This is a genomic window from Streptomyces sp. NPDC001108 (assembly GCF_053598535.1).
This window is the reverse complement of sequence record NZ_JBSFKL010000018.1, coordinates 30,336-53,102: the sequence shown is the minus strand read 5'-3', so window position 1 is coordinate 53,102 and position 22,767 is coordinate 30,336. Positions and strand designations below refer to the sequence as shown.

Below are 22,767 nucleotides of genomic sequence, written 5' to 3'. Positions count from 1 at the left end.
CGGTGGCCGGGGGCCTGAGCTGCGGCCGGGGCCCGGGCTACGGCCCGGTCGCTTCGGAGCGAGGGGAGGGGAGGGCGCGGGTCACAGGTCGTCGACCTGGACCAGTCCGTCCTGGATCGCCCGCGCGAGGAGTGCGGCCTTGGTGGGCGCCTCCCTGCCGATCATCGCGTACTTGACCCGGATGTGTTCGAGGTGGGTGTTGACCGTGCGCGGCGAGATACCGAGGCGTTGGCCCACGAAGTCCTTGGACTCGGACTGGAACCACTCGACCAGCACCTCGGTCTCGCGCGCCGAGAGCGTCGGCCGGTTGGCGGAGCGGTCACCCGCCAGCGCTCCCGCCAGCGACGGCGGGGTGTACGCGCGGCCCGATGCCGCGGCGACGGAGGCTTCGAGGAGATGTTCGGCACCCTCGGCCTTCGTCAGGTAGCTCAAGGCCCCCAACTCCAGGCACTGCAGGGCGATCTCGTCGTCCGCGCGCATCGAGTAGACGACGACCCTTCGCCCCGCCTCGGCCAGCCTGCGCAGCTCGCTCATGGCCGGTGTCGGCCCGCCCAGGTGCAGGTCCAGGATCACCACGTCGGCGGCGGCGCCCTCACCGGTCCACGCGACCCGGACATCGTCACCCGACGCCGCGACCTGGATCGGTGGGGTGCCGGTGACCAGCCATTGGGCGACCCCGGCACGCACTGCGGGGTGGTCGTCGACGATGACGGCGCTCAGCTCCGTTGCTTGCGCCATCTTGCCTCCAGCCGCACGTACTCACCGTAGACATCGCACTCGACCCCGACCCGGCCGGTGGATTCGACGACCAGCTCGGCGCCGGCGTCGGCCACCACCGCGATGCGTACCTCGTCATCGGTACGCAGCATGCTCACCCTGGCACGAATCCGTGCCGCCGACAATGCCGTGACCACCGGCCCGGTCAGCTCGTGACGCACCTGCGAGGGCACCGGAACAGCGGCGCCGCTGATCGCGAACGACACGTCCACACCCCGTCGCTCCGCCGCGTCGACGCACGCGCCGACCTCGTGCACCAACGGGTCGGGAACGTCGTCGTTCTCGGCGAACAGCCTCCGCAACTGCGTCGCGGCAAGCGCGCAACGCCGTTGGGTGTCACTGTCGCGCGGGTCCAGTTCGCCGTCGGCCAGGCCCGCGAGAAGCGACAGGGTCGACCCCAACTGGTCGGCGAATGCGATCCGTTGGCCCTGCTCCCACCGCTGCGCCGTCAGTACCCGGATCTCCAGCCGGTCCTTCTGCTCGGCCACCGCCATCGCCTCGTGGGTCTGCCGGCGCAGCACCTGCGTGATCACGACGACCGCCAGCTGGACGTTGACCGCGCCGAACGCGGCGGCACCGGCCGCGCCCAGCGTGGCGCGGTCCGGAACGCCTGCCGAGAGGAACAGTCCCATGCTGGTCACCAGATGCGCGGCCAGAACCGTGATCAGCACCCGGACCCGGTCCAGCAACAGCAACAGCAGATGCCAACCCACCAGGCCGAACGACCAGTCGGACGCCTGGAACCGCTGGTCCGGAGCGAGCGCGGAAAAGGCCCCGAACGACGCCGCGAGTACCACCGCCGTGCCGGCGGCGACGAGGGCGACGGGCAACGGCTTCCGCCGCAGCACCCACCCGCAGCAGACGGCGGTGACGCAGGCCAGGGCGATGAAAGCGGCCATGGCGAGCCACCGGTGCCGGTACTCCTCTGTGAGCAGGGGGTGCAGGGACAGGCCGAACTGGAGAATGCCGGTGGCACAGACCAGGATGATCCGCGTCGTCGCGTAGACGTGGTCACCCGCCGCGCGTCGCTCACTCACCGGACCATGCCAATCCCACGGTGGTCCCCGCACCGGGACGCGAGGTGATCGTGGCGTTGCCGCCGACGGCGACCATGCGCTCGACCACCGAGCTCCGGATACCGCGCCGGGAGCGTGGCACCCCGTCCGGGTCGAACCCAACCCCGTGGTCGGCCACCGCGACGACGACCCGGCCGCCTTCCTCGCGCACGCTCAGCACGGCGGTGCCGACCTCGGCATGCCGCTCGACGTTCACCAGTGCCTCGCGCACCGCACGCACGAAGGCGAGCGCCACCGAGGCCGGAACCAGCGGGGTCCCCTCCGCGCGGACGTCGACGGCCAGTCGGCCGCGGTCGACGACGGTGTGCAACGCGGCCGTCAGGTCCACGGTGCTGTCCTGTGCGGTCGCCCCTCCCGCGGTACCGGTGAGCACCGCGAGGTCGTGCCGGGCGTACTCGGCGACCTGCGCCGGGTCCATCTCCTTCGCCTGCACCGTCACCATGAGGAAGGTCGACGCCGCCGTGTCGTGCAGCAGCGCGAGGTACTCGCGTTCCTCCCGGTGCCGGGCCAGCGAGGCCGCCTCGGCACGTGCCAGCGCCGATCGGCGTTCCCGCAGAGCGTCGACTCGCCCGGCCGATCGGCGGAGCAGCACGAATCCCAGCCGCGCCAGCAGGCACTCGAACACCAGGCGCGGCAGCAGCGTGCCCAGGGCACCGGTTCCCGCCGAGGCCAGGTCGACCGTGACCAGGTCAACCGCGAGCAGCCCGGAGGTGACGGGTACGGCGACCGCCGGGGACCACTCCAACTGGAGCGTGATCGCCGTTGTGGTCAGCATGTTCAGCGCCCACAGGTTCAGCGGCCCCCCGGTCCACTCCTGGGTGCCGCAGACCGCCGCCACCCTCAGCACCGCGAACCCCAGGGACAGCATCGCGCCGCGCCCCGTGAACCCCGCCCAGCAGTCCACCCCCGCCCCCATGAGTACCAACCCGAACAGGGCGAACCCCAGCGGCAGGGACTCGTCGGGTACGGCGAGCAGGCCGAAGACGCTGATGACGACCAAGGCGATCCCGCGCACGGGAGGGACCAGCCGCCGGGCGGACGCCAGGAATCGAGCCTCGACGCTGCCGTGCGGCGGGAGCGGCGGCATGCCGCTCACCGGGCCGGTCCGGGGGCGGGGGCGTTCGTGCCGCCGTCCGCGCGGGCGAGTGGACAGAGCCCTCGAACAGCCGGTGCGACATCGAGGGGTGACAAGACGGACATCGGTTCACCGTCCTCCTCTTGGTCCGGCCACCTCGTCCGTCGAGGAGGAGCCCCGACGACGCGGGACTATACCGAAGCCGCACGACCGCTCCCCGGGGTCGGGCGTGCGTGCCCGCCGACCGCTCAGGGGCGGGGGCGGAAGTGTAGGCGCCGGGTGAAACCCGACCGCCGCCGGGAAGGAGCGACACGGCGGACATGTCGTGTTCCGTACGTCGGTCGAACACCCGATGCCGACCGGGCCCGGCCGTTGCTACTTTTCGGCCCGCACTATTCCTCGGCGTAGGAGTCGGGTTGATATCGGAAACAAGAATCGGACGCGCGTGGGTCGCGATCACCGCGGTGTGCGCGGCTCTGGTGGTCTCACTCGGAGTCGTGCCCTCGGCCACCGCCGCTCCAGCCTGGCCCGCCCTCGGCAAGGGCACGACCGGTGCGAACGTCGCCACCGCCCAGTACCTGTTGCGTGGTCACGGTTACGGCCTCGCGGCCGACGGTGATTTCGGCCCGGCGACCGAGAACACGGTGGTCGCCTTCCAGGAGTCCAAGGGATACGCCGCGGACGGTGTCATCGGGGCCGAGACCTGGCCGGGGCTGATCGTCACGGTCCGGGAGGGCAGCAGGAGCGAGGCGGTCGCGGCGGCGCAGACCGCTTTGAACAAGTACGGCTACGGACTGGCCGTGGACGGTCAGTTCGGTCCGGCCACCGCCTCCGCGGTCACCTCGTTCCAGAGAGACAAGGGCCTGTCCGTGGACGGTGTCATCGGCCCCGAGACCTGGCAGAACCTCGTCGGCCAGGGCGGCGGCGGTGGCGGCGGGGGCTGCACGGTTCCCGACGACCCCGATCCCGAGGTGCTCAGGGTCGTCCACCGCACCGGCGTCGGACTCGGCGTCAGCGACCGGGTGATGCTCGCCGGGTTCGAGGCGGGCGTGGTCGAGTCCCACATGAACAACCTGGACTGCGGTGACCGGGACTCGCTCGGAGTGTTCCAGCAGCGTCCGTCGCAGGGCTGGGGCACGCCGGACCAGATCATGGACGTGTCGTACGCGTCGAACTCGTTCTTCACCCGCGCCATCCGGGTGGCGGCGGACAACCCGGACCTGTCCGCGGGGCAGGTGGCGCAGGCCGTGCAGGTCTCGGCCTACCCGGACCGGTACGACGCGGTGGAAGGCACCGCCCGCGAGTTGATCGAGCGCGCATCGCACCTCTGAAGTCCCGGCGACCCCTCCGTCACACCCGGTGCAGCCGACCTCCCGCCATGTCCCTTCCCGACCGGACCTTGATAGCGGATGGTCCGATTCGCGAGGCCGCCCCCCTGACCGTCCCATCCGTCCATGTCTTCCTCCGAACAGAGGCCCCCACATGACATCGCGTCCCTCCCTGTTGCTCGCGTCCGCCCTGACCGGCGTCAGCCTGCTCTTCGCCGCACCCGCGTCCGCGGCCACCGCACCGTCCCCCGCGCCCGCCTCGGCAGCCACCGGCCTCGGATCCGCCGCCGGCTGCTTCACCTGGGGCCGGTCCCTGAGCGAGGGAACATCCGGCGAGGACGTACGGCAGCTCCAGATCAGGGTTGCCGGATACCCCGGGTACGGCGGCGAACTCGCCATCGACGGCGAGTTCGGCCCCGCCACCAGGGTCGCGGTGCAGCGCTTCCAAGCGGCGTACGGGCTGGAGGCCGACGGCATCGCCGGTCCGATCACCTTCGGCACGATCTACGACCTCCAGAAGGGCGACTGCTCCCCGGCCAACTTCGACTGGTCGGAACTCAACCAGTGCGGCACCGACTGGTCCGGCGGCCAGGTCGACGCCGCCACGGTCCGGACCAACGTCCTGGTCACCATGTGGAAACTGCAGGCCCTGCGGCACGCGATGGGCGACCGGCCCATCGGCATCAACGACGGCTTCCGCGACCACGCCTGCAACGACGCCGTCGGCGGAGACCCCGACAGCCTCCACATGTACGGCCTCGCAGCCGACATGAGCGCCGGGTCCCAGGGCTTCTGCGCCCTGGCCTTCGAGGCCCGCGAGCACGGCTTCACCCAGATCCTGGGACCGGGCTACCCGGGCCACGACGACCACGTCCACGTCGCGGGCGGCACCGGCCGGTACTGGTCGGCCCCCACCTGCGGCCTCTGACCCACCAGGCCCCCAGAGCCGGCCGGTCCCCTTCGGGAAGTGCCCGTCGGCCCTTCGGCGTCACCAACTCGTCCGGCGTGCCGCGCGTTCCTCCACACTCCCGCTACCGGTCGGCCCGGCAAGTCCTCTTATGCAGAAGGGATACCTCCCATGCTTTCCAAACCGTTGGTGAGAACCGTCCTCGCCGTCTTCGCCGCCACCGGGCTGCTTGCCGCCGCGCCCTCGGCGGTGGCGGGCAACCGCCACTCGGCCGCGACGGCGGCCTCGGTGGCCGCCGCCCCGTCGTCACCCCCCGGTGTCACCGTGAAGATGCCGGCCACGATCGCCGACCGCCTCGGCGCCGACCGCGAAGCACTGATAGACGCCGTCTCCGCCGATGTCCTCTCCCGGTCCCACGACGCCAAGGGCCTCACCCCCAAGGCCGCCGTCGCTGAACTCGCCGCCGAGGACCGCAAGGTGGTCGTCGACGTCCGGACCGCCTCGCGCGACTGGGCACGAGGCGTCGCCTACGTCGAAGCGCCGCGCACACGACACGGCGAGCCGGAGGGCTGGCTCTACATCGCCCACCGCACGGGCGGGCGCTGGGTCGCGGGCCTCGAAGGGGACCGCGAATTCGCCGACCACGTGGCGAAGTCCCCGCTGGTCGGCACGGCGGAGCGGCAGACCATGACGGCATACGCGCAGCGCAAGGCGGCGCCGCAGCCGCAGACGTCGTCGGTGGGGGCCATGGCCAACACCAACGGGCTGCTGCTGCCCTGGATGCCCGACTACTACATGACCCTGACCGGCGGCCCGCACTCCAGCGACGGCTCGACCGGCTACTGGAGCAGCCTCGACTTCTCCGGCGGCAACGCCAGTGGCCGGGTCCGCTCCTCCCGCGAGGGCACGGCGACCTCGATGTGCGGTGCCGGCGGCGGCTGGACCAGGGTGATCCACCCGGGCGGCTTCTCGACGGACTACTACCACATGTGGAACGCCACCTACTACAACGGGACGTCGATCGCCCGCAGCGCCCTGCTCGGCAACATCGGCACCGACACCTGCGCAGGCGGTTCCGCGACCGGAGCCCACGTGCACTGGAGTCTGCGGACGTACGACGCGAACTACGTCGGCCAGTACACCTGGCTGAACGGCCGCACCATCGGCGGCTGGACCTGGTGGAGCGGCGCGAGCCAGTACAACGGCTGCGCCACCCGTTCCGGCGTCACCGCCTGCCCCGGCACGGCGATCTACAACCGCATCAGCTGACAACCCGCTCCGCGGCTCCGCACCCGGCCCCGCGCCGGGTGCGGAGCCCCGTGGGCCGGGCTCGTGGCGGAGAGGGCGGTGTTCTGCACTCGTGGCGCCGGGACCAGAACCCGGAACCTGCGTGATCACGGGCGCCTGGTGCGCCACAGCCATCCCGCGCCGCCCAGAGTGAGGACGAGGCTGACCGCGACCAGTGGCCAGCGCCAGGTGTCGATCACCGAGGTGTTCCCGGGAGCGACGAAGGCCAGGTACCAGGTGGTGCTGATGATCGCGGGAAGGAGTGTGGTCAGGGTGAGCCCGATCCACTTCCGGGCCGCCGTCCAGTGGCGGGAGCGGCACACCATCACCACGGCGGTGACCTTCATGACGAGGCCGATCCAGTTCAGCAGGACGAGGTCACCCACGTAGGGCAGCACAGCGCTGATCGTCAGCAGCACGAGAGGCAGCCAGGCCGGGGAGCGGCGACGGCGGGAGGTCGGGGGCTGCGGCTCGCCGGGGTGGCCGAACTCGTGGAGGGCGGTGCTCGCGATCACGCGAGGGTCGCCCACCTCGCGGAGGATCGTCCGGACCTCGCCGGGCCGTTCCGCGCGTGCGACCTCTATGTGCTCGCTGAGGTCGGCGATGAGCTCCTGGCGGGCCGCCTGGGGCAGCGCCGTGCTCTCTCGCTCGACGGCCGCGAGGTACTCCTGGACCAGAGTGTCGTTGGTCTTCAAGGCTGCGCCTTTCCGGGGGTGCGCCGATGCGTGGTGGCCGGCGTGAGGAGATGGTCGACGGTGTCGCGGAATCCTGGCCAGATCCCGGCGAACGCGGTGAGTGCCGCGCGTCCGGTCTCGGTCAGTTGGTAGTACCGCCGCGGAGGGCCGGACGCGGACTCCTGCCAGGTCGTGGCGACGAGTTCGTCGCGTCGCAGCCGTGACAGCAGCGGGTAGACCGTGCCCTGGCCGGTGGCCAGGCTGCCGGTGTCCTGCAACTCGTTGAGCAACTCGACCCCGTACTTGGGGCCGTTCCACAGAAGGGCCAGGACGCAGTACTCCAGAACCCCTTTGCGGAGCTGGACCTCGACCTTCTCCAGTGCCTTGTTACTTGCGGAGCCAGGTTCCATGCATAACAAGGTACCAGTTGATGCGACCATGATGGGACGTGGAGTGCGACGCCGGAAGTTCCCCGAACCGGCGGTCCGCCGCCACCCCGGCGCAGGGGGAGGAGTCCCCGCTCCGCAATCACGCGGCGGGGGAGGGCGAGCTCAAGGCTGCGGAGGCTTCCACTCGAACATCAGGATGGTTGCGTCGTCCCGCAGGCCGGTGCTCTCCGATTCCAGGAGGGAATGGGTGAGCCGGCGCAGCGTTTCCGGAGCCAGTTCTCCGCTTGCGGCGGCGCGTACGACGTAGTCGACGAAACGTTGGAGTCCGAACTCCGTGCCGTTGCGCATACGGGACTCCGTCGCGCCGTCCGTGTACATCAGCACACGGTCTCCCGGCTCCAGGGTGATCTCGTGAACGTGACGTCGGCCGGGCACAAGGGTCGACGGGAACCCCATCGGCGGGTCCGCTTCCTTCTCCATCGCATGGGTAACGAGCGCCTGGCCCCGGATGAGGAGAGGCGCCGGGGATTTCGTTGTGCGGGCCGACGGTGTCCCGGACCTTATCGGCGATCTTCCCCGCGGCCGCCGACACCGGGTTCTTCTTCTCGCTCACTGGTATTCCAATCCTGGGGACGGATAGTGCCGTGCGCGGAGTGGTCGGCACGCGCTGGGGACGGCATCGCCCGACGCGTACCCCTTGGCCCGTGACAGGACACAACGGTTGAGCCATCCGCCCCGGCGGCCCGTTCCAACGAGCGACGTGCTGTCGGTCGGCCGCCCTCCACCGTCCGTCGGGGCACGCCGGGCATACGGGCTCCGTGAAAGCGTCGCGAGCCCGGAAGAGGAGGAAGCCGTGCCCGGGCGGTGCAGGGCCCTGCTCCCTCGGCCTGCTGCTGGAGGTCCTCAGAGGCGTCCGGGAGCCGGACTGGAGGTGGACGGCTTCCCCACGGGCCAGGCAACCCATGGTCCGGCCCAGCCCCCGATCTCCCCAGGACCGGTGAAGGAGAGGCTGCCCCCGCCGCTGCCCGACGGTGTCGGGTTCGGCCCTGTCCCGGGTGTCACTGCTGTCCTGCATAGCGTCGGCCATGGTCAATGACTTGGGACGATGGCTACGGAAGCTCCGTATCAGCCGGACGACGGCCACCCGGAATACGTTTCCGGGCCCCGGGCGGTTTCGGACATGACTTTCGACAGATCCGCTGAGGCGGCGGTCCTCGTAGGGTCGTGGGCATGAGGATGAGTGGGGCGGCGCTGCCCGTGGTGGCGTCGGTGTGTGTGGGGCTCGGTGTCACGAGCCTCTGGTGGGCGCTGCCGGCGATCGGTTTCTCCTTTCTGGCCGGGCTGCGGACGGAGCGGGTGCGGCCGGCGGCGGTGGTCTTCGCCGTCCTGGTGGCGGCCGGGGTGCTGGTGGTCGGCTTGGTGCCCTCCTGGCTCGTGCTGGGCCTGCGGTTCGTCGTGCTTGCCGTGAGCACCGGGATGGGGCCGTGGCTGCTGGGCCGGTTCTGGCGGCAGTCGCAGGAGCTGGTGCGCGCCGGGTGGGAGCGCGCCGAGCGACTGGAACGCGAGCAGCAGTTGGTCGCCGAACAGGCCCGGCTGCGGGAACGGGCCAGGATCGCCCAGGACATGCACGACGCTCTCGGGCACGACCTCAGTCTGATCGCCCTGCGCGCCGGGGCGCTCAAGCTTGCCCCCGGTCTCGCCCCGCCCCATCGGGACGCCGTCCAGGAGATCCGGGCGGGTGCGGCCGCCGCCGTGGAGCGGCTCGGCGAGGTGATCGGCATCCTGCGCGACGGGGACGAGAGCGACGTCGGCGCGCCCGCGGTCCGGGGACCGGCCGACTCGGACATCCCGCATCTGGTGGCGGACGCGGCCGCCGCCGGTCTTGACGTCCGCTCGGAGATCACCGGGGCCCCGGACGGGTTCTCGCGCGCCACGGAGCACGCCGCGTACCGGGTGGTGCAGGAGGCGCTGACCAACGCGGCCAAGCACGCGCCGCGATCGGCCGTCGTCGTGGAGGTGGCGTACTCGGCCGACGGCGCCCGCATCCGGGTGGCCAACGGCCCCGCGCCCACGCCCGCCGCCCCCGCAGCGGCGTCGGCGGCGCCCGCGCCAACCCCGCGTGGCGCAACTCCCACCACTGCCTCCGCCCCGCCCTCCCCAGTTCGCGCCGGTGGTGGGCGCGGTCTTGTCGGGCTGACCGAGCGCGTCCGGCTCGCGGGCGGCGCCTTCGCCCACGGGGTCCGCCCGGACGGCGGGTTCGAGGTCGTGGCCGCGCTGCCGTGCCGGGCCACCGGGCCCGTCCCGCCCGCCGCCCCGCCGTCGCCGGTGCGCGAACTGCGACGGGCCCGGCGCAGGGTCGGCCGGACGCTGGCCGGCGTGGTGCTCGTCCCGATGGTGACGGCCGCACTGCTGACCGTGGCGCTGCGCGTGTGGACGGTCTATGTGGTCAGCCTGTCGGTGCTGGACCCGGAGGTCTACGCCACCCTCCAGGTGGGGCAGGAGCAGGCTTCGGTCGAGCGGCTGCTGCCGGGCCACCGGCTGCCGTACCACCCGCCGAGCGGGGCCTCGACGCCCGCGCCGCCGTCCGGGGAAGGGGTCTACTGCACGTACTACGCCATCACCGCCGAACTGTTCGTGGACCGGGCGGGCGATGCCTACCGGCTCTGCTTCCAGGACTCCCGGCTGGTCTCACGGGAGGTGCTCCGCTCCTGACGCCCGCCGCCCCTCCTTCCCCTCACCACCTCCACACCGAGCGACCGACAGGAGCCGCCGATGACCACCGCACCGATCCGGGTGCTGCTCGCCGACGACGAACCCATGATCCGAGCGGGACTGCGCGCCGTCCTCACCACCGACCCGGGCATCGAGATCGTCGCCGAGACCGGGGACGGCCGGGAGGCCGTCGAACTGGTCCGGCGCCACCGGCCGGACGTCGCCGTCCTGGACATCCGGATGCCCGGGACGGACGGCATCACGGCCGCCGCCGAGATCCGCCGCAGCGGGCTGGCCGGCGGAGTACTCATGCTGACCACCTTCGGTGAGGACGACTACATCCTGCGCGCGCTCAGCGGTGGCGCGAACGGATTCCTGATCAAGTCCGGCGAGCCCGAGGAGCTGCTCGCCGGAGTGCACGCGGTGGCCGGAGGGGCGGCCTACCTCTCACCCAAGGTGGCCGCCCGGGTGGTCGCCCACCTGGCCGCGACCGGGGCCGGAGGCCCCGCCGACCGGCGTGCCGGCGCCCGGGGCCGGGTGGCCGCCCTGACCACCCGCGAACGGGACGTGCTGACGCTGGTCGCCGCCGGGCTGTCCAACGGTCAGATCGCCCGTCGACTGGGAGTGGTGGAAGGTACGGTGAAGGCCCATGTGAGCTCCATCCTGGCGCGACTGGGCGTGGCCAACCGGGCGGCCGCGGCCGTCCTCGCCCACGAGGCCGGGCTGGCCCTCGGCGAGACCTGCGTGGGCGGCCTGCGGGACTGAAGCCTCCGCGCCCGGGGCCGGTGGCGCCGACAGCAGCCGTCCGAGGCCCGGTACACCGGTCAGGGCCGACACGGCGGTGGTGGCCGCCGGCCGCAGAGCGAGGACCGCAGCCGCCGTGACCGTGGCGCCGAGCGCGGCGCCGGCGAGGACGTCGTGGGGGTAGTGCACCCCGGCCGCCACCCGCAGCACGGCTGTGGCCCCGCCGACGGGTACGACCAACAGGGCCCAGCGCGGGCGCAGCAGCACCAGCCCGGTCGCCAGCGCGACCGCCAGAGTGGCGTGGTTGCTGGGGAACGACCAGTCACCCGACGGCGGGCACCCGGCGATCGCCGTGCTCGGCAACTCGACCAGTGCCCGGCATGGCCGCTCCTCGTCGAGGAGTACCTTCAGCACCTCGCTCGCCCCGTAGGCCAGCACTGTGCCGAGCCCGACCAGCGCCACCCCCGCGACTTCCCCGGCGGCCCGTCGGACCCGAGCCGTCCACCAGCACAACGCCAGCAGCAGCCCGAGCACCAGCAACCCGGCCTCGGTGGCCGGCTTCAGCAGCGCGGCCACCGACTGCGGGGCATCGCCGACGGCCTCCGCCACCCGCTGGTAGCCGTCGGCCGACCACCCGGCCGATACCTGCGTCGGCCCCGCCCCACCACCCCGCTCCGGCGCCAGCCACGCCACCGCCCCGGCCCCCGCGCAGAGGACGGCCGCGGCAAGGACGGGCCTGGACCCGGCAGCGCCGCCTGTCGCGCCGGTCCTCCTTGAATTCCTGTGCGTGTATGTCATGGTCCGGACGGTAGAAGCCGAAGCGTTGTTTCCACCCGACCCGAAAGTCAAGCGGGCCCCTGACGATCGTCAGGGTTGACAGCACGCCGAAATCCTCCGGCAGGCTGGACCGTCCAGGAGCAGCGATGCGGTCTCGGCAGCCGTCCCCGCCTTGTTATGTCCTTCGCGGTGATGAGAGGTCCGAGCACTGGATTCGTTCGAGCCGGAAGAGCTCTCCGTCCACTGCCCCGGCGGGAGGGAACCGGCACCTATGACGGGCGTCGTACGGAGTCCACCCGTCGTGGCCCCGGCGGGCACCGGATCCGGAGCGGGCAGGGCAGCCGATCGCCCGGGCCGCCGCCGCTACCTCGGCGGCGGCCCGGGGCCATCAACGGTGTCTTCCTGGAGGGTCGGGAGAAGCCGCACTGCCGGCTCTCACGGTTTCGCCCTTTCGTCGGTGGCAGGTCCCGTCAGGTGCGGGTCCAGCGTTGGTTGCTGCTGTTCGAGCAGGAGTAGAGCTGGATCAGGGTTCCATCGGCGGTGCCGTTGCCGACGGCGTCGAGGCAGAGGCCGGACTGGACGCCGACGATGGAGCCGTTGGAGTCGAGGCGCCATTTCTGGTTGTCGCCGCCCCAACAGCTGTAGATCTGGACTTTGGCTCCGTTGCCGGTACCGGCGGCATCCAGGCACTTGTTGCCGTAGACCTGGAGCTCCCCTGCGGCGGTGGAAACCCACTGTTGATTGGAGTTGCCGTTGCAGCTCCACAGCTGCAACCGCGTGCCATCGGCGGTGCCGGAGTTCGGCACGTCCAGGCACCGGCCCGAACCGACACCCCTGATCTCTCCGGAACCGGACGGCGGTGTGGACGAGCCGCCGTTGAGCGCGTTGAGGACGGAGGTGTAGGCGGACTTCTTGCTGCCGTCGTTGTTGAACAGCAGCGGTGTTTGCTCCGATCGCCAGGAGTCGCTGTCGCGCACGCCCCAGACGGTGATGCCGAGGCAGCGTGGGACGGCCAGGCAGTCGTTGGTCACGGCGGCGAACGTCGAGGCGGGGGCGCCCTGGATGTCGAGTTCGGTGATGGCCACATCGACGCCGAGGGCGGCGAAGTTCTGGAGAGTGGTGCGGAAGTTGCTGTTGTAGGGACTGCCGCTGTTGAAGTGCGACTGGAAGCCGACGCAGTCGATCGGCACGCCGCGCTGCTTGAAGTCCCGGACCATGGCGTACACGGCCTGGGTCTTGGCCCAGGTCCAGTCCTCGACGTTGTAGTCGTTGTAGCAGAGCTTGGCCGCCGGGTCGGCGGCGCGCGCGGTGCGGAAGGCGACCTCGATCCAGTCGTTTCCGGAGCGCTGGAGGTTGGAGTCCCGCCGGGCCCCCGAGCTGCCGTCGGCGAATGCCTCGTTCACGACGTCCCACTGGGTTATCTTGCCCTTGTAGTGGGCCATCACGCCGTTGATGTGGTCATTCATCGCCTGGCGCAGTGCGCTGCCACTGAGGTTCTGCATCCAGGCGGGCTGCTGGGAATGCCAGGCCAGGGTGTGACCGCGTACCTGCTTGCCGTTCTGCACCGCCCAGTTGTAGACGCGGTCGGCGGAGGTGAAGTCGAACCGGCCCTGCTGCGGTTCGGTGGCGTCGATCTTCATCTCGTTCTCGGCCGTCACCGAGTTGAACTCGCGGCCGGCGATCGTCGTGTACGCCGAGTCACCCAGCTTGCCCGAGGCGATGGCAGCGCCGAAGTACCGGCCGCTCTGTGCCGCCGCGCCGCCCAGCGTGCTCTCGGCGGCGTGCGAGACCGGCGGGGACACCAGGGTGGTGACCACACCGAGGACACCGACGACCAGTGTCAGCAGCAGGCTGCGGATCTTCAGGCGGACAGGAGGTCTGGGAAGGGGATAGGAGCCCATGACTGTGCCTCCAAGCTAGAAATCACTGAACGGCGGGTAAGGAGAGCCCCATTCGCGCCCGGTCGGCGGACGGGACGGCCCGGAGCCCGGGCAGTACCGCATCACCGCACACCCCGGTCACGGCATGGGCGGGGACGGTTCATGGGCTCCCCGAGACCGGGGGACCGGAGTGTTCGTACGGTCGGCTGCCCAGACAGGAATGATTGAGGGGATGGCATGCATCGTCAATACCATCGACAGAAAACATTTCCTCATTCGTTCCGAAAGTTTCGAACCCGACTGAGATGAACGGTTCACCCTGGCACGGCCGTCGGCGGATGCCATGCAGTCGGGGCCGGAGCGGGGGGGAGCGGATGACCGCCGAGCGGTGGATTCGGCCGGGGCTGCGCTGCGCGACCAGTGGGTCGGCCGGCCATGCGTCGGCCTTCGAGCAGCGGATCCACGAGGTCACGCCGACCGGAGGGGCCTGTGGCCGCAGCAAGGAAGTGGTGCGGCGGTGCGGGTGCCGGAGGTCTGTTCTCTCCGGTCCGGCACGTCGGCACCGGCGCGGACTGCTGAGCTCTCGGCGGCTGTGCAGGCTACCCACCCGGCGTCGAGCGCGATGCGGATCGGTCACCGCATGCTGGGGTGCGTGGCGTAGTCGTGCGCGGCTGCCGAAAAAGTTTCGGACCTGTAGAGGTATGCGCGAGGGGCGTTCACGCTGTTCATCGGCTCGGCGATCGAGTGTCACGCACGGCAGAGGCCGGTTCCCGCGCACTGCGGGAACCGGCACTGCGCGCATCAGCGGCTACGGGGCTACGCAGCCGATCGAGCCGACCGGGAAGTTGTTGCCGGTCGATGTCGCCGTGAACCCGAAGGTGACACTGCCTTCCGGTTCGATGGTGCGGTTGTGGTCGAGGTTCCTGACCGTGACCGTCCCATCGGGTGCTGTGGTCAGCGCACCGTTCCACACACTGCCGACCTTGGTGTCCAGGCCGGGTTTCCACTGCACGGCCCAGCCCTCACGCGCCGTCGTCCCATGGTTCATGACCTCGACGGAGCCCTGGAAGCCGCCGTTCCAGGAGTTGGTCACGCTGTAGGAGGCCATGCACCCGGTGTGCGGGGCCGTAGGGGTCGGAGTGGGCGTCGGATTCGGGGTGCCGCCCGAGCCGCGGATGCCGGTCACCTCGCCGTTGCCGCCGTCGAAGACGATGTCCGAGCAGGAGAAGAAGTTCTCCTGGCTGTCCGAGCGCACCCACTGGATGAACATGACCGCGTCGCCCGAGCGGCCCGAGGGCAGGTTCAGGTCCCAGTAGTAGTGGCCGCCCTCCGTCCCGGGCCCACCTGCCTGCGGCGGGTCGGTGACGGTCTGGATCAGTTCCAGGTCGTCCCAGCCCAACTCGGTGCTGGGCGAGTAGCCGGGCTTGGACAGGTACACCCGGAAGGAGCCCGGGTGCGCTGCCCAGTTGCTGTGCTTGACCTGAATCGTCTTCCCGGACGTCAGGTGCGTCCGGGGCCAGTCGGAGCGTGGGGCGTTGTAGGCGGTGAAGTTGTACGGTGACCGGTCACCGGCACTGCACAGCTTTCCGTCCGGGACGTAACCCGCCCCTCGTCCGACCGCGTTGGAGTCGAGCACGGCGAACCAGTTGTACAGCGCCGTCGCGCCGCTCTCGTCGAGCGCGGCCCTGCATGCCGGGTTCGTCGGGTCCAGAGCTCCGGTGTCGGTCCTGGCGTCGAGCATGCAGAGGTAGGTACGCGATCCCGGTGTCATCGTGACGCCGTGTGCCTGCGCGTTGCCCTGGCCCATTAATGTCAGGCCGATTCCGCCGAGCAGGGTCGCGAACACCGTCGCCAGGGAGGCGAACAGTTTTTTGCGTCGGGCCATGAGGTCTCCTGTGCCTGTGTAAGATGGATTTCCGGTTGTGCTTCTCTCTTGCGGTCGCCGTCGGTCGAGGCGTCTCGGGGTACTTGGGTCAGGAGGGCGCCGGCCCCGGCGAGTGCGGTGGTCGGGATCGTCGTGGCCGGTGGGGGCCAGGGCCGTCGGTCCTGCCGGAGGCAAAGCTGCCGGAGCCGGGCCGCGGTCGCAGAGGGGGACCGGCTGCCGCACCGCAGGAGTGGGCGACGCCCGGATCGGGACGTGCGGTGCGGCGAGCATCACCGTGGTCCGCGCCTTGTACAGAGGCGGGTGATGGGGGCGGAGTCGAGGGGCCGACGCCGACAGGAGCCATGAACGGGCTGCGCGTGGGAGTGGGGGAGTGTGGTGACGCTCGCATGCGGGGCCTCCCTGGGAGGGGCGACCGGATGGGACGAATACGGATTCCGCAGCGTCGGCTGCCGGCCAACTATGGGAGCGCTCCCACCCGTTGACACCACAGGACTGTAGGAGGACTGCCGTGCTCCTGACAACCCGTCGGTCGCCAGTCCGCTTTCGTCCCCGCCGGTGCGACGGTGCCGGGCCTCGCCCGCTCGGGGAACGGGCGGCCGTGGCGGGTCCGGGGGTTCGCCCATCACGACTCCGGCGGGGCGGCGAATTCTGTCCAATCGCTTGACGGAGCGTCCTGCGGCCTCGAACTTGGTGGGAGCGCTCCCACTCCTGTCCGTACCCCGCCGGACGCAAGCCGGTGCCCCAGCCGCCGCGTGCTCCGGCCCCTCCCGTAAGGACTTCGGCGTGCCGAGACACCAGTCGCTCGCTCCCCGCCCGTCCCGTTCGTTCCGCCGATCGGACCGCTCCAGACGCGTCAGCGTGTGGGTAGGTGCCGTAGCCACCGCAGGGCTGCTGGCCGGCGCCCTCGCGGCACCCGTCGGCGCGGCCCAGCCCCCCGACGAGGCCCCCGAGCTCATCGTCAACGGGGACTTCTCCGCCGGTACCGCCCCCTGGTGGTCGACGGCCAACAGCCCCGTCACCGTCTCGGACGGACGCCTCTGTGCCGACGTACCCGGGGGCACGGCCAACGCCTGGGACGCCATCGTCGGGCAGAACCGGCTCGCCCTCGCCGCCGACGAGGAATACACCCTGAGCTACACGGCGACATCCACCGTGCCGGTCACCATCCGCGCCAACGTGCAGATGGAGACCGAACCGTGGACCACGGAACTCGCCACCACGCAACCGGTCGGGGCGACCGCCGAACGCGTCACCGAGACCTTCACGGCCGGAACCGACCACGACGCGGCGCAACTCGTCTTCCAGATCGGGGGCAGTGCCGAGGCATTCACCTTCTGCGTCGACGACGTGTCGCTGCGCGGCGGAACCGCGCCGCCACCGTACGAACCGGACACCGGATCCCCGGTCCGGATCAACCAGGTCGGATACCTCACGCACGGCCCCAAGTCCGGCACCGTCGTCACCGACGAAACCGACCCGCTGCCCTGGACACTCGACTCGGCCGCCGGAACACGCGTGGCCGAGGGCACCACCACTCCGGCGGGCGTGGACGCCTCCTCGCGGCAGAACGTCCACACCTTCGACTTCAGTGCGGTGACGACCCCGGGGGACGGATACACCGTCACGGTCGCCGGGAAGAAGAGCGAGCCGTTCGCTATCGGCGACGACCTCTACGCGTCGCTGCGCACCGACGCGCTCGCGTACTTCTACCACAACCGCAGCGGCATCGAGATCGACGCGGACATCGTGGGCGAACGGTACGCGCGGCCCGCCGGTCATCTCGGTGTGAGCCCCAACCAGGGCGACAACGACGTACCGTGCAGGCCGGGCGAGTGCGACTACCGCCTTGACGCCGCCGGGGGCTGGTACGACGCCGGTGACCACGGCAAGTACGTGGTCAACGGCGGTATAGCGGTGGCCCAGTTGATGTCCGTCTTCGAGCGGACCCTGTACGAGGAGAACGCCGACGCCGAACCGCTCGGCGACGGCGGACTCCGGCTGCCCGAGCACGGGAACGCCATCCCCGACATCCTCGACGAGGCGCGCTGGGAGCTGGATTTCCTCATGCGGATGCAGGTGCCCGCAGAAGAGCCGCTGGCGGGCATGGCCCACCACAAGCTGCACGACAGGGCGTGGACCGGACTGCCGCTCAGGCCGGACCGTGACCCCCAGCCCCGGGAACTGCATCCGCCGACCACGGCGGCCACCCTCAACCTGGCGGCGACCGCGGCCCAGTGCGCCCGCCTCTTCCAGGTCTACGACGCGGACTTCGCCGCGCGGTGCCGGGCGGCCGCGCGCTCCGCGTGGACAGCGGCCAAGGCCCATCCGGACGTCCTCGCCGATCCGCAGGACGCCACGGGCGGCGGCGCCTACAACGACGACGACGTACGGGACGAGTTCTACTGGGCGGCGGCGGAACTCTTCCTCACCACCGGCGAGGACGGATACCGCCAGGAACTCCTCCGTTCCCCGTTGCACGGTGACACCGAAGCGGTCTTCCCGCGCGGCGGCATGTCCTGGGGTTCGGTCGCCGGGCTCGGCGCCTTGGACCTCGCGAGCGTCCCGGGCGGGCTGTCCGCCGAGGAACTCGCCACGGTACGCCGCACGGTGACCGAAGCCGCCGACGGATACGCGGCCGACTCGGACGGGGCCGCGTACGGTCTTCCGTACGCCCCCGACGACGGGCGCTACGTATGGGGATCGAACAGCCAGGTCGCCAACAACATGGTCGTCCTGGGCTCGGCGTACGACCTGACCGGCAGGACCGCCTACCGTGACGCTGTACTGCGCGGACTCGACTACCTTCTGGGCCGCAACGCGCTGAACCAGTCCTATGTCACCGGGTACGGCGAGCGGGACTCGCGCAATCAGCACCACCGGTTCTGGGCCAACCAGCTCGACCCCGCCCTGCCGCATCCCGCACCGGGATCCCTGGCCGGCGGTCCGAACGCCTCCATCGAGGACCCGGTCGCGCAGGCCAAGCTGAAGGGCTGCGCACCGGCGATGTGTTACATCGACGACATCGAGTCCTGGGCCACGAACGAGATCACCATCAACTGGAACGCTCCGCTCGCCTGGGTCGCGTCCTTCGCGGATGATCTGGGCGACGGTGAGCCCGCGAAGAGTCAGTGCGAGGTGACCTACACCTCGCAACGCTGGAGCAACGGCTTCACCACCCACGTCGCGCTGAAGAACACCGGCGACCACACGGTCCGGCCCTGGCGGCTCGACTGGACCTTCGCCGACCAGCAGCAGGTGACCGACGCCTGGGGCGCCGACATCGGACGGACCGGCCCGCGGGTCACCGCCGAAGCCCTGAACTGGAACGCCGCCCTCGCGCCCGGCGACACGGTGCGGTTCGGCTTCAACGGCCGGCCCACCGGTCTCGTGCACGACCCCCAGGTCTTCAGGCTGAACGGCAGGGCCTGCGGGACGGCATCACGACGATGAGCGGCCGACCCGTCCCACCGCGCACGAGGAGAATCGCTGTGAACCGATTGCTGACGCTACTGACCACCTGCGCGATGGTCCTGGGCCTGACGGCCCTGCTCGGCCCCCAGGCGGTGACCGCCGCCGGATGCGGGGGCGGCCACCTGGCCAACGGTGTCGCCTGTACCAGCTCCGTGGCGGACCCTCCGCACGCCGACCCGCCCGCGAAGCGCACCGGCACCCCCGTGGACATCAACGGGAAACTCCACGTCTGCGGCGTGCACCTGTGCAACCAGTACGACCGCCCCGTCCAGCTCCGGGGCATGAGCACCCACGGCATCCAGTGGTTCGGCAAGTGCTACAACGCCGCATCCCTGGACGCGCTGGCGGAGGAGTGGAACGCGGACCTGCTGCGCGTGGCCATGTACGTCCAGGAAGGCGGCTACGAGACCGACCCGGCGGGCTTCACAGGCCGGGTGAACGGCCTCGTCGACATGGCCGAGGCGCGCGGCATGTACGCCATGGTCGATTTCCACATCCTGACGCCCGGCGATCCGAACAACAACCTCGACCGGGCCAAGACGTTCTTCGCGTCCGTCGCGGCCCGCAACGCCGACAAGAAGAACGTGATCTACGAGATCGCCAACGAACCCAACGGAGTGGGCTGGACGGCCATCAAGGACTACGCCGAACAGGTCATTCCGGTGATCCGGGCCGCTGACCCGGATGCCGTCATCGTCGTCGGCACCCGCGGCTGGTCCTCACTGGGCACCTCGGACGGGTCCAACGAGAACGAGGTCGTCAACAACCCCGTCCGAGCGGACAACATCATGTATGCCTTCCACTTCTACGCCGCCAGTCACAAGGACCCCTACCGCGCCACGCTGAGCCGAGCGGCCTCACAACTTCCCCTGTTCGTCACCGAGTTCGGCACGGTGAGTGCCACCGGTGGGGGAGCGATGGACCGGGCGAGCACGACGGCCTGGCTGGACCTGCTGGATCAGCTGAGGATCGGCTACGCGAACTGGACCTACTCCGACGCGGACGAGAGCAGCGCGGCCTTCAGGCCGGGCACCTGCGACGGGGGCGACTACAGCGGCAGCGGGGTGCTGACCGAGTCGGGGGCGTTGATCAAGAACCGCATCAGCACCCCCGACTCGTTCCCCACCGGCTGACCGGCCGGCCAGGGCGGGACGGATCCAAGGGCCTCGATCATCCACGTGAGGACGGGCGGCCGAAGGGCTGCCCGTCGCTCCGGACGGCAAGGCCCGTGGAACGCTGTCCCCCACCCGCCCGGGGGTCGTGGCCCTTCGCCTCGCACGGGCCGTGGTCCCGTGCCGTGCTCAGTTCCCGGGCGGTGGCGCCGTGCTCTTGCGTACGACCAGGCTCGTGGCCAGCTCCAGCCGCGTGGACACCGGTTCCTGGGCCCGTAGCCGCATCAGCATCTGCGCGGCCTCCTCCGCCATCTGGCGCAGCGGCTGGTGGACCGTGGTCAGGGCCGGGCTGGCCCAGCGGGCGATGGACACATCGTCGTAGCCGACCACCGACAGATCGTGGGGAACGCGCAGGCCGTGCACCCGGGCGGCTTCCAGTACGCCGAGTGCCTGGAGGTCGCTGCCCGCGAAGATCGCGGTGGGTGGCCGGGGGCGGGACAGCATCTCGGTGGCGCGGTCGTATCCACCCTCCACGTGGAAGTCGCCGAACAGGATGAGTCCGGGGTCCACCTCCAGCCCGGCCATGGTCATCGCCGACCGGTAGCCGTCGAGCCGGGCGCGGGAGCAGAGCATGTCCTCGGGTCCGGTGATGACCCCGATGCGCTGGTGCCCGCACTCGATGAGGTGCCGGGTGGCGGCCAGCCCGCCATTCCAGTTGGCAGAGCCGACCGAGGGTACGTCGGGGTCGGGGTCGCCTGCCGGGTCGATGATGACGAACGGGATCGAACGAGCCCTGAGCTTCTGTTTGACCTCGCTGGGCAGGGCGGAGAAGACGAGGACGACACCGAGCGGCCGCCGCTGGAGCATCGCCTCCATCCAGTCGGGGCTGGGCGAGTGACGGGTTCCGCTTTCGGTGAGGACGACGCCGGCGCCGTGGTCCTTGGCGACGTTCTCCACCCCCCGGATCAGCTCCATCGCCCAGATGCTCTCCAGCTCGTGGAAAACGATCTCGATGAGGGGCGCCTCGCTGGCCGACCGGGTGGTGCGCCGGTAGGCGTGGGCCTCCAGCAGGCGCTCCACCTTGACCCGCGTGGGGGGCGCCACGTCCTGACGTCCGTTGAGGACCTTCGAAACTGTCGAAATGGAGACGCCGGCCCGCTCGGCCACTTGAGCCAGGGTGATGCGGCCCATTTTCTCGTCATCGCGCATGGCGAGGAGCATAAGGCACAGGACAACTGCCGCCCAGGCGTAACGCTTTGATAACGCGGTGACCGAGGGTTGACCCCCTGAGACGGGGAGTCCTAGCGTCCCGGTCCAGGAAGTTTCGAGAGCTGTTCCGAAATAGTTTCGAAAGGTGTGCCGATGAAACAACACGCACGGTTCTCGCGGACCGTTGCCGTCGGTGGTGCCGTGCTGTCCCTGGTGCTGTCCCTGTCCGGGTGCGGAGGAGACTCCGGTGCGGCCGGCGACGACACCATCCACGTCCTGGTCTACGGGGACGCGGGGAACAAGGTGGAGAAGGAGATCGTCGCCACCTTCAACAAGACGTCGAAGGTGAAGGCGGTCCTGGACACGGTCCCGGGCGCCGACTACCAGGCCAAGCTGCAGACGATCATCAACAGCAAGCAGGCGCCGGACGTCTTCTTCAACTGGGGCGGCGGCAGCATCAGGCCGTTCGTCCGGGCCGGTCTGCTGCTCCCGCTGGACCCCTTCATCGCCAAGGATCCCGACCTCAAGGCGAAGTTCCTGCCGTCCGTGTTCGACAGCGCGGTGGTCGACGGCACGTCCTACGGGATACCCATGCGCGGCACACAGCCCGTGCTGCTCTTCAACAACGGCAAGGTCCTCAAGAAGGCGGGTGTCCAACCTCCGAAGACCTGGGACGACCTGCTGGCGGCGGTCAAGGCGCTGAAGGCCGAAGGCGTCACCCCGATCGCCCTGGGCGGCGGCGACCGGTGGCCGACGCTGATGTGGTTCGAGTACCTGTACGACCGCATCGCCGGCCCCGAGCTCTTCCGGAAGGCCCTGGACGGCGACCACGACGCCTGGGCGAGCCCGGACAGCCGAAAGGCTCTGAGCAGGATCAAGGAACTGGTGGACGCCGGAGCCTTCGGCACCAACTTCGATTCGGTGAAGTTCACCGACCAGGGTTCCCCCACGCTCCTGGCGACCGGCAGGGCCGGCTTCGAGCTGATGGGCTCGTGGGAGTATGCGACGCAGCAGGACGCGTACCCCGAGTTCGCGAAGAGCGACCTCGGATACAGTGCCTTCCCCTCGGTCGGAGGCGGCAAGGGCGATCAGGCGAACCTCGTCGGCAACACCAACAACTTCTACTCCGTGCTGAAGAAGACGAAGCACCCACAGGCCGTCGCCGAGTTCCTGAAGCTCATGTACTCGGAACAGTTCGTCAAGGCGCAGCTCGCCATCGGCAACCTGCCGACCACGACGAACACCGAAGACTTCCTGGACGCCGCCGCCAGCCCCGAGTTCGCGAAGTTCCAGTACGGCATGGTCAAGGCGGCCCCGGCGTTCCAGCTCTCCTGGGACCAGGCGTATCCCCAGTCGGCGGCCACCGCGATGTACCAGTCCCTCCAGCAGTTCTTCAACGGCTCGATGGACGAGGACGCCTTCATCAAGGCCATGCAGGCGCTGCCGACCTCGTGAGCCCACTGA

The 22,767-nt window shown here is 70.4% G+C and carries 17 protein-coding genes and 1 pseudogene; 8 read left to right on the top strand and 10 right to left on the bottom strand.

Annotated features, from left to right (window positions below; genetic code table 11):
* Positions 1-81 precede the first annotated feature (81 nt).
* From ACWC97_RS29590 to ACWC97_RS29580, 3 genes are read right to left on the bottom strand one after another with little or no spacing between them, the layout of a single operon-like run.
* Positions 82-738, bottom strand: coding sequence for a response regulator (locus ACWC97_RS29590; protein WP_385216014.1), 657 nt, complete (start codon positions 736-738; stop codon positions 82-84).
* Positions 717-1,814 (bottom strand): hypothetical protein, encoded by a 1,098-nt coding sequence (locus ACWC97_RS29585; protein WP_450652597.1) that lies wholly within the window; start codon positions 1,812-1,814, stop codon positions 717-719. The genes ACWC97_RS29590 and ACWC97_RS29585 overlap by 22 nt, the downstream gene beginning before the upstream one ends.
* Positions 1,807-2,940 carry a sensor histidine kinase gene (locus tag ACWC97_RS29580; RefSeq protein WP_450652595.1) on the bottom strand — a complete coding sequence of 378 codons (1,134 nt, stop codon included), beginning with the start codon at positions 2,938-2,940 and terminating at the stop codon, positions 1,807-1,809. The genes ACWC97_RS29585 and ACWC97_RS29580 overlap by 8 nt, the downstream gene beginning before the upstream one ends.
* Before the next feature lie 485 nt (positions 2,941-3,425).
* On the opposite strand from ACWC97_RS29580, the gene ACWC97_RS29575 reads away from it, so the two are divergent.
* The 3 genes from ACWC97_RS29575 (at position 3,426) to ACWC97_RS29565 (ending at position 6,432) form a co-directional block, all read left to right on the top strand.
* A complete protein-coding gene (locus ACWC97_RS29575; protein WP_450652593.1) occupies positions 3,426-4,259 on the top strand; it encodes a peptidoglycan-binding domain-containing protein in 834 nt (277 codons plus the stop codon).
* A 151-nt stretch (positions 4,260-4,410) separates the two neighbouring features.
* Positions 4,411-5,184: a D-Ala-D-Ala carboxypeptidase family metallohydrolase gene (locus ACWC97_RS29570; RefSeq protein ID WP_352279114.1), complete on the top strand. Its 774-nt coding sequence runs from the start codon at positions 4,411-4,413 to the stop codon at positions 5,182-5,184.
* Between the two features lie 150 nt (positions 5,185-5,334).
* The gene (locus tag ACWC97_RS29565) at positions 5,335-6,432 is read left to right on the top strand and encodes a M23 family peptidase (RefSeq protein WP_450652591.1); all 1,098 of its coding nucleotides are present in this window, start codon (positions 5,335-5,337) and stop codon (positions 6,430-6,432) included.
* A 125-nt stretch (positions 6,433-6,557) separates the two neighbouring features.
* On the opposite strand, the gene ACWC97_RS29560 is transcribed toward ACWC97_RS29565, so the two are convergent.
* The 3 genes from ACWC97_RS29560 to ACWC97_RS29550 all read right to left on the bottom strand — a co-directional run bounded on the left by ACWC97_RS29560 (position 6,558) and on the right by ACWC97_RS29550 (position 8,077).
* On the bottom strand, positions 6,558-7,145 hold the full coding sequence (locus ACWC97_RS29560; RefSeq protein ID WP_450652589.1) for an HAAS signaling domain-containing protein: 588 nt from the start codon (positions 7,143-7,145) through the stop codon (positions 6,558-6,560).
* Positions 7,142-7,534, bottom strand: a complete 393-nt coding sequence (locus tag ACWC97_RS29555) for a PadR family transcriptional regulator (RefSeq protein ID WP_352279109.1) — start codon at positions 7,532-7,534, stop codon at positions 7,142-7,144. The genes ACWC97_RS29560 and ACWC97_RS29555 overlap by 4 nt, the downstream gene beginning before the upstream one ends.
* A 141-nt stretch (positions 7,535-7,675) precedes the next feature.
* Positions 7,676-8,077 (bottom strand): PP2C family protein-serine/threonine phosphatase, encoded by a 402-nt coding sequence (locus ACWC97_RS29550; protein WP_450652644.1) that lies wholly within the window; start codon positions 8,075-8,077, stop codon positions 7,676-7,678.
* Between the two features lie 666 nt (positions 8,078-8,743).
* On the opposite strand from ACWC97_RS29550, the gene ACWC97_RS29545 reads away from it, so the two are divergent.
* Entirely contained in the window at positions 8,744-10,225 is a 1,482-nt protein-coding gene (locus ACWC97_RS29545; RefSeq protein ID WP_450652586.1) for a sensor histidine kinase, read from the top strand.
* Positions 10,226-10,285: 60 nt separating this feature from the next.
* Positions 10,286-10,990: a response regulator gene (locus ACWC97_RS29540; RefSeq protein ID WP_385215984.1), complete on the top strand. Its 705-nt coding sequence runs from the start codon at positions 10,286-10,288 to the stop codon at positions 10,988-10,990.
* A gap of 57 nt (positions 10,991-11,047) precedes the next feature.
* Here ACWC97_RS29540 and ACWC97_RS29535 read toward each other — a convergent pair.
* The 3 genes and pseudogenes from ACWC97_RS29535 to ACWC97_RS29525 form a co-directional block, all read right to left on the bottom strand.
* Positions 11,048-11,767: pseudogene (locus tag ACWC97_RS29535) on the bottom strand (phosphatase PAP2 family protein); the annotation flags it as partial.
* A 449-nt stretch (positions 11,768-12,216) separates the two neighbouring features.
* Positions 12,217-13,647 carry an endo-1,4-beta-xylanase gene (locus ACWC97_RS29530; RefSeq protein ID WP_450652584.1) on the bottom strand — a complete coding sequence of 477 codons (1,431 nt, stop codon included), beginning with the start codon at positions 13,645-13,647 and terminating at the stop codon, positions 12,217-12,219.
* Between the two features lie 787 nt (positions 13,648-14,434).
* A complete protein-coding gene (locus tag ACWC97_RS29525) occupies positions 14,435-15,511 on the bottom strand; it encodes a lytic polysaccharide monooxygenase auxiliary activity family 9 protein (RefSeq protein ID WP_450652582.1) in 1,077 nt (358 codons plus the stop codon).
* An 858-nt stretch (positions 15,512-16,369) separates the two neighbouring features.
* Here ACWC97_RS29525 and ACWC97_RS29520 point away from each other — a divergent pair.
* Together ACWC97_RS29520 and ACWC97_RS29515 are read left to right on the top strand one after the other, a co-directional pair.
* Complete coding sequence (locus ACWC97_RS29520) at positions 16,370-18,961, top strand: glycoside hydrolase family 9 protein (RefSeq protein WP_450652581.1); 2,592 nt, start codon at positions 16,370-16,372, stop codon at positions 18,959-18,961.
* A gap of 38 nt (positions 18,962-18,999) precedes the next feature.
* Positions 19,000-20,115: a glycoside hydrolase family 5 protein gene (locus ACWC97_RS29515; RefSeq protein WP_450652579.1), complete on the top strand. Its 1,116-nt coding sequence runs from the start codon at positions 19,000-19,002 to the stop codon at positions 20,113-20,115.
* Between the two features lie 168 nt (positions 20,116-20,283).
* Here the strand turns inward: ACWC97_RS29515 and ACWC97_RS29510 are convergent, their stop codons facing one another.
* Entirely contained in the window at positions 20,284-21,315 is a 1,032-nt protein-coding gene (locus ACWC97_RS29510) for a LacI family DNA-binding transcriptional regulator (protein WP_352279094.1), read from the bottom strand.
* A gap of 141 nt (positions 21,316-21,456) precedes the next feature.
* Between ACWC97_RS29510 and ACWC97_RS29505 the strand changes: the two genes are divergently transcribed.
* Positions 21,457-22,758 carry an ABC transporter substrate-binding protein gene (locus tag ACWC97_RS29505; protein WP_352279092.1) on the top strand — a complete coding sequence of 434 codons (1,302 nt, stop codon included), beginning with the start codon at positions 21,457-21,459 and terminating at the stop codon, positions 22,756-22,758.
* The last annotated feature ends 9 nt before the right edge of the window (positions 22,759-22,767 follow it).